The sequence below is a fragment of the Terrisporobacter mayombei genome (genome assembly GCF_020748465.1).
In the GTDB taxonomy this organism is placed as follows: Bacteria; Bacillota; Clostridia; order Peptostreptococcales; family Peptostreptococcaceae; genus Terrisporobacter; species Terrisporobacter mayombei.
The window spans coordinates 228820-241236 of record NZ_JAHZMP010000001.1 but is presented as its reverse complement, the minus strand read 5'-3'; the positions used below and the strand labels follow the sequence as shown (position 1 = coordinate 241236).

General features: G+C 32.5%; 10 protein-coding genes and 1 pseudogene. 8 read left to right on the top strand and 3 right to left on the bottom strand.

All coding sequences use genetic code 11. The features are described 5' to 3' along the window. The first annotated feature begins 17 nt into the window (after positions 1 to 17). The 4 genes from gcvPA (at position 18) to K0039_RS01210 (ending at position 5858) form a co-directional block, all read left to right on the top strand. Positions 18 to 1415, top strand: a complete 1398-nt coding sequence (gcvPA, locus tag K0039_RS01225; RefSeq protein ID WP_228103243.1) for an aminomethyl-transferring glycine dehydrogenase subunit GcvPA — start codon at positions 18 to 20, stop codon at positions 1413 to 1415. 22 nt (positions 1416 to 1437) lie between these two features. Beyond that, complete coding sequence (gene gcvPB, locus K0039_RS01220) at positions 1438 to 3000, top strand: aminomethyl-transferring glycine dehydrogenase subunit GcvPB (protein ID WP_228103242.1); 1563 nt, start codon at positions 1438 to 1440, stop codon at positions 2998 to 3000. 103 nt (positions 3001 to 3103) lie between these two features. Next, positions 3104 to 4219: an ATP-NAD kinase family protein gene (locus K0039_RS01215; RefSeq protein ID WP_228103241.1), complete on the top strand. Its 1116-nt coding sequence runs from the start codon at positions 3104 to 3106 to the stop codon at positions 4217 to 4219. 79 nt (positions 4220 to 4298) lie between these two features. Continuing rightward, complete coding sequence (locus tag K0039_RS01210) at positions 4299 to 5858, top strand: Na+/H+ antiporter NhaC family protein (RefSeq protein WP_228103240.1); 1560 nt, start codon at positions 4299 to 4301, stop codon at positions 5856 to 5858. A 172-nt stretch (positions 5859 to 6030) separates the two neighbouring features. Here K0039_RS01210 and K0039_RS24400 read toward each other — a convergent pair. Next, positions 6031 to 6186, bottom strand: a pseudogene (locus K0039_RS24400) (IS3 family transposase); the annotation flags it as partial. A 107-nt stretch (positions 6187 to 6293) separates the two neighbouring features. On the opposite strand from K0039_RS24400, the gene K0039_RS01200 reads away from it, so the two are divergent. Next, the gene (locus tag K0039_RS01200; protein WP_228103239.1) at positions 6294 to 6641 is read left to right on the top strand and encodes a hypothetical protein; all 348 of its coding nucleotides are present in this window, start codon (positions 6294 to 6296) and stop codon (positions 6639 to 6641) included. 231 nt (positions 6642 to 6872) lie between these two features. On the opposite strand, the gene K0039_RS01195 is transcribed toward K0039_RS01200, so the two are convergent. Beyond that, positions 6873 to 7769 (bottom strand): LysR family transcriptional regulator, encoded by an 897-nt coding sequence (locus tag K0039_RS01195; RefSeq protein ID WP_228103238.1) that lies wholly within the window; start codon positions 7767 to 7769, stop codon positions 6873 to 6875. 255 nt (positions 7770 to 8024) lie between these two features. Here K0039_RS01195 and K0039_RS01190 point away from each other — a divergent pair, with 255 nt between their 5' ends. From K0039_RS01190 to K0039_RS01180, 3 genes are read left to right on the top strand one after another with little or no spacing between them, the layout of a single operon-like run. After that, on the top strand, positions 8025 to 9221 hold the full coding sequence (locus K0039_RS01190) for a trans-sulfuration enzyme family protein (RefSeq protein WP_228103237.1): 1197 nt from the start codon (positions 8025 to 8027) through the stop codon (positions 9219 to 9221). 29 nt (positions 9222 to 9250) lie between these two features. Further along, positions 9251 to 10549, top strand: coding sequence for a branched-chain amino acid transport system II carrier protein (locus K0039_RS01185; RefSeq protein ID WP_228103236.1), 1299 nt, complete (start codon positions 9251 to 9253; stop codon positions 10547 to 10549). 18 nt (positions 10550 to 10567) lie between these two features. Next, positions 10568 to 11374 (top strand): formate/nitrite transporter family protein, encoded by an 807-nt coding sequence (locus K0039_RS01180; RefSeq protein ID WP_228103235.1) that lies wholly within the window; start codon positions 10568 to 10570, stop codon positions 11372 to 11374. A 24-nt stretch (positions 11375 to 11398) separates the two neighbouring features. Here K0039_RS01180 and K0039_RS01175 read toward each other — a convergent pair whose 3' ends face one another. Next, positions 11399 to 12280 (bottom strand): DNA-3-methyladenine glycosylase family protein, encoded by an 882-nt coding sequence (locus K0039_RS01175; RefSeq protein WP_228103234.1) that lies wholly within the window; start codon positions 12278 to 12280, stop codon positions 11399 to 11401. Between the last annotated feature and the right edge of the window lie 137 nt (positions 12281 to 12417).

Below are 12417 nucleotides of genomic sequence, written 5' to 3'. Positions count from 1 at the left end.
AATAAGGGGGTAATAAAATGTCTATAAAGGGATTAGATTCACATCCATATATTCCAAACTCAGTTAAAGAAGTTCAAGATGAAATGCTACAAAAAATAGGTTTAAGATCTTTAGATGAGTTACATAGTGAAGTACCAGATTCAATAAGATTAAATAGAGAGATGAATTTGCCTAAAGCTATTCATTCTGAATATGCTCTAAAATCTCATATTGAAAAAATACTTAAAAGAAATATTACTTGTGAAGATAATTTAAACTTTTTAGGTTATGGTTGCTATCAACATTATGTGCCAGCAGTATGTGATGAAGTTAATACTAGAGCAGAATTTTTAACAGCTTATGGCGGAGAACCATATAATGATTTTGGAAGATTTCAAAGCTTATTTGAATATGAAAGTTTAGTAGCAGAATTAGTAGATATGGATGTAGTTAGTGTTCCTACATTTGACCTTTCACAAGCTGCATCAACAGCAGTTAGAATGGCATCAAGAATAAACGGTAGAAAAGAAGCCCTAGTCCCTAAAACTATACATATGGAAAGATTTTTAGTAATGAAAAACTACTGTGATCCAGACATCAACTTTATATTTGTTGATTACGATAAAAATACAGGATTATTAGATTTAAATGATTTAAAAGACAAAATGAATGAAAATGTATGTGCAGTTTATATAGAAAACCCATCAGCTCTTGGATTTATAGAAACTCAAGGACAAGAAATATCAGACATAGCTCATGAAGCTGGATCTATAAGTATTGTAGGCGTTGACCCAATATCTCTAGGAGTAATTGCACCTCCAAGTCAATATGGTGCAGATATAGTAGTAGGAGACGTTCAAGTTTTAGGAAATCATATGAACTTTGGAGGAGGACAAGCAGGGTTCATATCTACTAGAGATGAAGAAGAATATGTACTTGAATATCCATCAAGATTATTTGGAATAGCTCCAACAGATGTTGAAGGTGAGTACGGCTTTGGTGATGTTGCATATGACAGAACATCTTTTGGAAACTTAAGAGAACAAGGTAAGGAGTTTGTCGGAACTCAATCTGCGCTACTTGGTATTACAGCAGGTGTTTACTTATCGCTTATGGGACCTAAGGGTATGTATGAAGTAGGTCAAACTATAATGCAAAATAGCCAGTATGCAGCTAAAAAATTAAGCGAAATAGATGGAGTTAGCCTAAAGTTTAATTCTCCATTCTTTAAAGAGTTTATATTAGATTTTAATTCTACTAATAAAGCAGTAAAAGATATAAATAGTAAGTTACTAGAAAAAGGAATTTTTGCTGGAAAAGATTTAAGTGAAGATTACAAAGAGTTAGGTCAGTGTGGATTATACTGTGTAACAGAAATTCATACAAAGGAAATGATTGATACTTTAGTTGAAGAATTAAAAAATATATTAAACTAATTTAAAGGAAAGGATGATAATAGTGAAGGCTATAAATAGAGATTATAAAGTTAGAAATTTTCATCAAGCTAAATGGGATGAACCAATTATATTTGAATTATCTCAAAGAGGAGAAAGAGGAGTAATACCACCAAGCGCTGATTGTGAAGTAGTAAGCGCTGTAGGTGATGGTGTAAGTGTACTTCCTAAAAATTTTATAAGAAAAAGTGTAGATTTACCTGAGGTAGCTCAACATAGGGTTCTTAGACATTATCTAAGACTTTCACAACAAACTCTAGGAGCTGATTTAAACGTAGAGATAGGTCAAGGTACTTGTACTGTCAAGTATAGTCCAAAAATAAATGAAAAATTAGCAAGACTTCCTCAAGTGACAGAACTTCATCCACTTCAAGATGAAAGTACTGTTCAAGGAATACTAGAAATAATGAGCAAAACAGAAGAGTATATGAAAGAAATCTCTGGTATGGATAGATTCTCATTTCAACCAAGTGGAGGAAGCCAGGCTATAATGACTATGGCTTCAATAGTAAGAGCGTATCATGATAAAAATGGTGACTCAGATGTAAGAGATGAAATAATAACTACAATATATTCACATCCATCAGATGCAGCAGCTCCAGCAGTAAAAGGATATAAAATAATAAAAATATTCCCAGATGAAAATGGATATCCAGGCTTTGAGGCATTTAAGACTGCAATATCAGAAAGAACAGCCGCATTTATAGTAGCAAACCCAGAAGATACAGGAGTATTTAATCCAAGAATAAAAGAATTTACAGATTTAGTTCATAATGTAGGAGGACTTTGCTGTTATGACCAAGCAAATGCAAATGGCCTTTTAGGAGTTACTAGAGCTAAGGAAGCTGGATTTGATATGTGTTTCTTCAATATACATAAAACATTCTCAGCTCCTCATGGGTGTGGTGGACCGGCAACAGGTGCAGTAGGTGTAGTTGATAAATTAGCATCATTCTTACCTGCTCCCCTTGTAGATTACAATACTGATAAAGAAGAGTACTATTTAAATTATGATTTAGAAAATAGTATAGGAAGAGTTAGGATATTTAGTGGGGTACCACAAATAGTGCTAAAGGCATATGCTTGGATAAGAAGCTTAGGTGCTGATGGATTATACGAAGTTGCGAAAATTGCTGTTTTAAATAATAACTACTTATTCAATGAACTTATGAAGCATAAGGCAGTAGATGCTCCGTATATAAAAGGAAAACAAAGAATAGAGCAAGTAAGATATACCTTAGAAAAATTAAGAGATGATACTACAGTTACGACTGGAGATATACAAAGAAGAATGATGGACTTTGGTATGCATTACTGGACTAGTCATCACCCATACTATATAGAAGAACCAATTACTCTAGAACCAACGGAAACTCCATCTAAAGAGGATATAGATGAATATATAGCGACATTAACACACGTATTAGATGAAGCTTATGAAGATGCAAATATGGCAATAAATGCACCTTATAGAAGTAGTATTCACAAAGTAGATGAATCAGAATTAGATGATAGTGATAAATGGGCTATAACTTGGAGGGCATATAAGAAAAAAGTAGAAAAATAAAATTAGCTTTACTCAATAATTATAATAGGCACATCGTGGATTTATTTAAACGTTTCATGGTGCGCCTATTTATAATATAAAAGACAAAAGAGGGGAGATTTTTTTGATAGAGATTGGTCTTATAGTAAATCCTATAGCAGGAATGGGTGGAAGTGTAGGTCTAAAAGGTACAGATGGAGAAGAAGTTTTAACGAAGGCAATAAATTTAGGATCAGTTCCTAAATCACACAAAAAGGCAATAATCGCATTAAAAGAACTATTACCAATAAAAGATAAAATCAAGATTATTACATGCAAAGGTGATATGGGAGAAAATGAAGCCAGAAAACTTGGTTTTGAAGTAGAAGTAGTTGGAAACAATTGTAATAATAGTACTAGTAAAATAGATACTATATATGGATGTAGGGAGATGCTAAATAAAGATATAAAAATATTATTATTTGTTGGAGGAGATGGTACTGCTAGAGATATTTACAAATCTGTAGGAAGTAAATTAGTTACTCTAGGAATTCCAGCAGGTGTAAAAATACATTCTTCAGTATATGCTATAAATCCCAAATCAGGTGGAAAAACAGCTCTTAGATATATAGAAGATGAAATAAAATCAAGTATAGAAAAAGAAGTAGTAGATATTGACGAAAATGAGTATAGACTTGGAAAAGTAAATACTAAACTTTATGGATATTTGAAAGTTCCAAATGATAAAAAATCAATGCAAAATAAAAAGGCACCAACCCCATTAAGTGAAGAAGCCTCACAAAAAGCTATAGGACTTTTTATAATTGACAACATGGAAAAAGATACACTTTATATAATAGGACCAGGGACTACAACAAGAGCTGTACTGGATAATCTAAATTTAGATAGCACACTACTTGGAGTTGATATAGTAAAAAATAAAGAAATTATAAAGCTAGATGCTAATGAAAAAGACATATTAGAAGCAAAAAAAGGATGTAGATGTAAGCTAATAATCACTCCTACAGGTGGTCAAGGTTACCTACTTGGAAGGGGAAACCAACAGATAAGTGCAAATGTGATAAAAGAAATAGGCAAAGAAAACATAATAGTGGTATCTACACTTTATAAATTACAAAATTTAAAATTTCAACCCTTATACGTTGATACATATAGTGAAGAAGTTGATAAATTACTAAGTGGATATGTTAAGGTAGTAGTAGGATATAAGGAAGAGATAGTTTATCCAGTTAAAAGTTAGAGCACTTAAAAGATCTCCCTAGAATCTAATAATAATTGAGATATGATTTATTAAATTAGAATACTGGGGGGAGTTAGTTGTGGAAGGAAATTATGGATTATGGGCATTGGTACCAGCAATAATAGCCATAGTAATGTGCTTTAAGACGAAGATGGTTATACCTTCACTATTTGCGGGTATATTTGCATCAGGAGTGATAATGTATAAGGGAAATGTATTTGCTGCTACATCATTTTCATTAGAAACGGTAATAAATCAACTATGTGATTCTGGAAATGCAAAACTAATAATGTTTACAATGTTTATGGGAGTAGGAATTTCTTTTATATGGAAAATGGGTGGAAGTAAAGCTCTTTCTATTTGGGCTAGAAATAAAATAAAAAGTAGAAAAGCTGTTGGAATAGGTGCTTGGTTACTTGGAATGTGTATAAGTGTAAATGACTGCCTAATAGCTGCGATAGATGGAAATGTATTTAGAGATATAGCGAAGGAACAAAGAATATCTTCAGAAAAATTCTCTTATATACTAGACTCAACTGCAGCTCCATCAGCGTCACTTTTTATTTCGGATTGGATAGCGTTTCAAATAGGTATGATAAGTCAAGGCCTTGTTGCTGCGGGTATTATTGCAAGCCCTATGAAAGCGTACATAAGTAGTATACCTTATAATATGTATGCGATATTCACACTAGTATTTGTAGGTATGATAGTAATAACAGGTCTTGACTATGGTCCAATGCTAAAAGCTGAAAACAGAGCTATAAAAACAGGTAAATTCTGTAGTGATGAAGCTCAACCTATGCTTGATATAAGTAGTGAGCTTGGTGAACCTAAGGATGTAGAGCCAAAACTTGCTACTTTCATAATTCCATTTATAGCTATGATAGTTACAACTGTATTTGGATTTATATATACAGGTAGAGCAGGAGAAGGCTTTATGGGAACTCTTGAAAATGCAGATGCTGTAACAGCTCTTCTTTGGGGATCATTTGCTATGGGAATGAGTGGAGTAGTTTTAGCACTAGGATATAAGATAATGAATTTCAAAGAAACGATGGATACATTTATGGATGGTCTAAAACTGATGGTATTAACAGCTGCTATACTTTTAATGGCTTGGTCATTAGGAGAGGTTACAAAACAAATGGGTCTTGCGGATTTCTTAGTAGGAGCACTTGGGAATTCAGTTCCGGCATGGATACTTCCAATAACAATATTTGTACTTGGAATGATAGTATCATTTGCAACAGGAACGTCATGGGGAACTATGGCTATAATAACACCGATTGCAATTCCCTTAGTATACCAGGTAACTGGAGATGCTTCGTACGCAATGGTAGTACCAGGAATGGTACTATCAGGAGCAATATTTGGGGATCACTGCTCGCCTATATCAGATACTACAGTTATGGCATCAATATTTGCTGGGGCTGACCATATAGATCATGTTAGGACTCAAATACCATATGGCTTAACTGTAGCAAGTGTAGTATTTTTAATGCTTTTACTAATAGGTATCTTTAGATTAAAACCATATATTTTTATACCCCTTGGAATATTAATTTTATTTTTGATAGTATACACAATGAGTAAAATTAATGGTAAGAGATTAAAGGAGGCTAAAAATGGAGTAGAATAAATTTAGACCTAGTTTTGGAGGAACACTTTTGATACTTGCTTTTCTAGTTATATCTATGGGTATGTCAGTACTTTGGCTAGATATTCCGATTCATATTACAATGGTATTTTCAGCAACATCCTGTGTTGTATAAAATGGACCCTTTGTCAAAGGCACTAGAAAAAACGACTGGTTAAGCCGCCATTAAAAGCTGACTTCTATACTGATTAGGAGTCAGCTTTTTTAAATTCCATTGACATCTATAATTATTGTAATAATCCATATAATTATCTACTATAAATTGTAATTATTCTAATGTATTGCAACTTTTATGGTCTATTTCATCTTTTGTGGCTTTTTTATTATGAGTTTTAGTCTGTTGCTTAGATAACACAAACCAATGTCAGAATTGCATTGATGCAAAGCAACTATTATCTAATCTAAATAAGGCATTATTTGAGCTCAGAAATTCGTGCAATGGCAATAAAAGGTCTTATTAAAAGCGGAGTAAATCTTAAACAACTAAGAAAGCATGATAGAGGAAGGGAATTTATATTGCCATTTTTAGAAATGCAACTAATTTTTGAAAACACGGACAATGAGTTTGGATATCCAATATTAAATGGGAGACAAATTAATATGAACTCACTGAAGGGATATAGAGTTAAAAGAGACGACTTAATAGTGTTAGCGATTGATGGCTATCCAAAACTTTTCCCAACGCTTGAAGAGAGTGAGATATATTTGAAAAATATTATATGGAAGACTAAATGTGTTTTCTATATTATCATAGAAAAAACATGATAATTCAGTTATTATTATATATTAACAATAAAATCTATTAAAAAAACAGAGAAAATCTAATAGATTTTCTCTGTTTTTTTTATAATTAATCAAGAACACTGTGAAAATGTTTGTATTTGAGGTATAAATAAATGTAAAGTTTAGTATATAATTACACCTGTAAGAAATTACTACAGAAAAATACAGGCTTTAAGGGTAACAGAGAGATTATAGAATATGAGTAAAAAATAGTTACATGTATTTTTTACATAACTCAATAAACTCTTTAGCCTCCTTTGTAAGATAGTGTTTATTTCTTATCCAGCCTATATCTATTTTATCTGTTAAGTCACTTATAGGTATGCTTATTATATCATCTTCTATTATTTTCTTCATTAAGATTCCTGTGCCGATATTGTAGCTGTTGGTATTGCAAATAATATTATTCATAGTTGCTCTGTCGAGAACATTAATAGACTGTTTGGAGTTGAGCACTATTGCTTCTTCCGCAAAATCAAGAGAGCAGCTTTCCTGTTCATAACTTACAAATGGAAAGTTTGATAATTCTTCGATTGTAACGCTTTCCTGATTTGCGAGAGGATGACCTGTACGAATAAATGCATGATATCCAACAGTTGCCAATTGATTAAATTCTAAGCCTTTTGATTTTAAATATTTTTGCATGAATTTTTTAGTAGAATCAGAGATTACAATAATTCCGAGATTGCTTTGTAGTGTAAAAACATCTTCAATAATTTGAGTTGTTGTCTTTTCTCTTAAAAGAAGCTTAAAAGGGTTTTTTGAATGTTTGTCTATAAAATCAATAAACACTTTGACAACGAAGGTGTAATGCTGTGAAGATACAGTGAGCTGGACATAATCATTTTTACTCTTATTGTGAAATGTATTTTCAATATTTTCAGCCTGTCCGACAAGATCTCTTGCATACCATAGCAGTTCCGCTCCATCGGTAGTAAACTGCAGCCTTTTTTTATTATCCCTGTAAAATATTTCAATACCCAATTCGTTTTCAAGCTCTTTTATTGCCTTACTTATTGCGGGCTGCGAAATAAATAGGTGCTTTGCTGCCATATTAATTGTACCATATTTTGAAATTTCGACTAAATATTTTAATTGCTGAATTTTCATTTATGTCACTCCTAATTTTTATTTGTGTCACTCCTACTTATATCTTTTAGTTATAAAAAATAATGAATTATCGATATTTTACAAGGTTTATTATATGGGATAAAATGATTATAGTCAATAAAATACTATGAAACAAAAAAATACATTATGTATTTGGGCAGTATTTTATTCATTAGAGATTAAATCCGGATAATATCTTGACAATTTTTTAAGTAAATGAATATTTAATTAATATTATTAATGGAGGTATTAACTATGTCAGAAAAAAGCTTTAGTACAAAAGTTATTCATGCAGGGGAAGTGGAATTTACAAAAAAGGCTTTAAGTGGTGTATCTGTACCTAAAGTTCCGCCGATCTTTATGAGTTCAGTTTTTTCATTTGATGATGTACCATCACTTGATGCTGTTTATGATGGTACAGCAGAGGGATATGTTTATTCACGTATGTCAAATCCTACAACAGAGGGTGTATGTGAGATTTTAGCAGCAGCGGAAGGTTGCGATGATGCTATTGTATTCTCATCAGGAATGGCAGCAATTATTAACGCAATAATAGGTAATGTTAAAACAGGAGATCATATTATATCTTCACCAGTTCTTTATGGAGGTGTATATGATTACCTTCAAAATGAGATAACAAGATTTGGTGTAGAGGTTACTTTCGTTGATTTCTTAAAAGAAGATATAGAGAAATATATTAAGCCAAACACAAATGTTATTTATACAGAAACAATTTCAAATCCTCTTATGGAAGTTATGGATATTCCAAATATAAGTGAAATCGCTCACAAGCATAACTGTAAGCTTATTGTTGACAATACATTTGCGACAGCAGCATTAGCTAAGCCACTTTTTCTTGGTGCAGATATTGTTGTATATAGTGCTACAAAATTCCTTGGAGGGCACAGTGATATTATTGGTGGAGCTATTATTTCTAACCGAGAAAATATTAATGAATTACGTCGTTTCAGCACACTTTATGGAGCTACAATGAGTCCATTTGATGCATGGTTACTTGCAAGAAGTCTTAGAACTCTTGAAATGCGTATTGCTAAGCACAGTGCTAATGCAGTTAAAGTAGCAGAATTCTTTGAAAATCATCCTAAGGTGGAAAACGTTTACTATCCAGGTCTTAAATCATCTTCGTATTATGAGCTTGGACAGAAGCTTTTTATTGATGGAAGATGTGGTGGTATGATTAGTGTAGATTTTGCTGGCGGAGAGAAAGCTGCAAGCGATTTCATAGCAAATTGTGACAGTATCAAGTTCATACCAAGTCTTGCTGGAGTAAGCACAACAATTTCTTACCCTGCAAAAACATCACACAGAGCATACTCTAAAGAAGAAATGGAATCAGTTGGAATCTCAATGGGTCAGCTTCGTTTTTCAATAGGTCTTGAAGAGGCAAACGATATCATTGCAGAATTCAGTGCTGCTCTTGATAAGCTTTAATTATTTACTACTAAAATGAGGTGACATAAATGGATAAACGTAATAAAATGATTGACGGTTTATTTATAGGGCTTGCGCTTTTTGCAACATATTTTGGAGCGGGAAACTTAATTTTCCCGCCGATATTAGGACTTCAAAGTGGAACTAATTATATGTCGGGTATTCTAGGTTTAACTATGTCGGGTATACTTATACCTATAGCGTCAATAATAGTAATCGGAATACATGGCTCAGCCGAAAAGATAACAAAACACGTTAGCAAAAACTGTTATAACTTATGTATTTTGGCAGTAATGTTTATAGTTCTTTTTGTAGGAAATCCAAGAACAGCTGCGACGGCTGTTGAAATGGGTATTCAAGGAATTTTCCCTTCTTTACCATATGCTCCTTTTGTACTTATATACTTTGCTTTAGTATTTTTTATCGCAAAAGATAGAGGTAAAGCACTTGACAAGATCGGGAAAAATATAACTCCTATTTTAGTTACTATTTTGTTAATATTGATTATAGCGGGTATTGTACGTCCTATAGGAGCACCTGTAAGTACAGAACTTAAAAATCCGTTTACTAATTCCCTTTTACAAGGATATCAGACAGGTGATGTTTTAGTAAGTTTTCTTATGGCAAGCGTATTCCTAGCTAATATTCAGAATAAGGGATATTTAGGAAATGATAAGAAAAAGGTAATGATCATAGCGTCTATAGTGGCATTTATCGGGCTATTTATAGTTTACGGTGGTCTGTTCTATATGGGTGCATGCGGAAGTGGTATTTTCCCATCTGATATTGGAAGAGCTGAACTTCTTGTAGCAATAAATAGAAAAATCGGAGGTCAGCTGGCTATGAACGCACTTGGGACAGCTGTAATACTTGCTTGCTTTACAACTGCTGTCGGACAAGCGACAGCCGGAGCGGACTTTTTTGTAAGATTGAGCAAGGACAAATTCGATTATAAAATTACAGCAGGTTGTTTATGCGTTATAAGTAGTTTAATGGCATTAGTTGGTGTTGACAAAATTGTAATGTATGCAAATCCTATATATACCGCTATTTTCCCTGTACTTGTTGTAATAGTTATTCTTGGTGTGTTTTCGAAAATCATACCAAACGATGGTGCTTACAAAGGAGCGGTAATATTCACATTGATATATAGTGTATGTGAAGCTTTAAATACTTCTTGTAATATAGGTATTATTGATGGATTTGTAAATAGTATGCCTTTTGCATCACATGGATTTGGCTGGGTAATACCATGTATAGTTGGATTTATTGCCGGAATGGCAATATATCCTTTAATGAAATCAAAAATGGAATCAAAAACTAATTAAAAAGAAAGAGTGTTAATTATGGAACGATTAGGTTTTACAGAGATGATCTTCAGTGCAGAGAAAAAGGTCGGATTTTTTAAATCAGTGCCTCTAAAATTCTTCGTATATTCGATTATGGCCGGTGTTTTCTGTGGTCTGGGAATGATACTGGCATATTCGGCAGGCGGCTCACTTAATTTTTATGAGTCAACAAAGGGATTGGCGAAAATAGTATTTGGGATATCGTTTGCATTAAGTTTTACTTTGATTGTATATGCCGGAAGTGAATTGTTTACGGGAAATGTCGGAGTTATTTCCATAGGTATGTATAACAAATCTGTTTCTGCAAAGGACGGGATAAAACTGTTGATACTTGTATATATAGGCAACTTTATTGGAGCTACATTGATTTCACTTCTGATTGGAGCTGCTGGATTGCTTGACAATCCTATGACGGCACAGTATATAGTAAGCAACTGTGCCATAAAAATGAATTTACCGTTCTCACAAAGCTTTTTTAGAGGCATTCTCTGTAATATGCTGGTTGTTCTGGCAACATGGAGTACATCAAAAATAAAATCTGAACCGGCAAGAATGCTTATACTTATTTGGTGTGTTTACGGTTTTTGCACAAGCGGTTTTGAACACAGTATAGCAAATATGGCATTGTTTGTTATGGGGATGATTTCCCCCTATACTACATCAGAGATTTCTGTAATGGGATATATTAATAATATTATACCTGTAACTCTCGGTAATATAGTTGGCGGTGCATTAATAATAGGTACGGTTTATTATTTTGTTGGAAACTTTAAGAAAGAAACTTATGGAAATAAGAAAATTTAAACTTATTATCATATTATATTTAAATTATGATTTTCCTACTTTGTTTTGTCTTGCAAAGAAAAATAAATACTGCTGAACAAAACTTGATAAATCGCCGAACTTATCTACCGCAAATGATCTGATTTTCTTTACCGAATTACTTTTGTTGCTAAAGTATATATCTTCCATTATTCTTTTTATCCATACATCAACGGCAAATACATCATATTTTTTCATTGATAACATGGCAACACAATCTGCGACCTTTTCGCCAACACCGCTTAGTTCTCTTAAATTATCTAGACATGACTTGGTATCTAGTTTGTTTAGATTATATAAATCAATATCATTGTTATAAATAACTGTTGAGGTAGACTTTATATACTTATCTCTAAATCCAACCTTACACTCTCTAAGTTCATCCAATGAAAGAGACGATAACTTGTTAGGAGTAGGGAATGAGTAGTATTTTTCTCCTTCGTATTCGCCTATATAATCTCCATAACGAGAACATAGGTTATCGACTACTTTCTCAAGTATTTGCATAGAGTTATTGGCAGATAGTATTAGCGTGATTAAAGTCTCCCATTCATCTTGATTAAGAATTCTAAGGCCAGACCCAAAATCTATAATATGAGATAAGTTAGGAGATATGTTTAAAATCTCTTTTTTTATTATCGAATAATTAACATCAAGTCCAAAATAATTAACCCAAAAGTTTTTTACATCATCTAAATTAGTATTTTTAAAATAAAGGATATCATCTATTTGAGAAACATTTATAATCTTATCTTTCACTACACAAATGTATGAGTTGTCTTTTTGCTTTTTCCATCTAACACTTTGACCACTGGAAAAGATATGGTGTATATTAAAATCTTTAACATTTTCTATTACAACTGCACATGAATCTTCATAAATTATCATATTAAGAGTCTCCTAAATAGTTAGTCAAATATAGTTATATAACATATAAATATAATACAAGTGAGCTAAGATTTGAAGTATAGATATATGGAAATACAAGATAAATAATCCAATATATAAATCTTTTAAGTTACTAA

Bases quoted from the DNA above. Each gene is read 5' to 3' on its own strand.
- K0039_RS01190 (WP_228103237.1), top strand. From the start codon at position 8,025: ATGTCAGAAAAAAGCTTTAGTACAAAAGTTATTCATGCAGGGGAAGTG.
- K0039_RS01185 (WP_228103236.1), top strand. From the start codon at position 9,251: ATGGATAAACGTAATAAAATGATTGACGGTTTATTTATAGGGCTTGCG.
- K0039_RS01180 (WP_228103235.1), top strand. From the start codon at position 10,568: ATGGAACGATTAGGTTTTACAGAGATGATCTTCAGTGCAGAGAAAAAG.
- gcvPA (WP_228103243.1), top strand. From the start codon at position 18: ATGTCTATAAAGGGATTAGATTCACATCCATATATTCCAAACTCAGTT.
- K0039_RS01195 (WP_228103238.1), bottom strand. From the start codon at position 7,769: ATGAAAATTCAGCAATTAAAATATTTAGTCGAAATTTCAAAATATGGT.
- K0039_RS01175 (WP_228103234.1), bottom strand. From the start codon at position 12,280: ATGATAATTTATGAAGATTCATGTGCAGTTGTAATAGAAAATGTTAAA.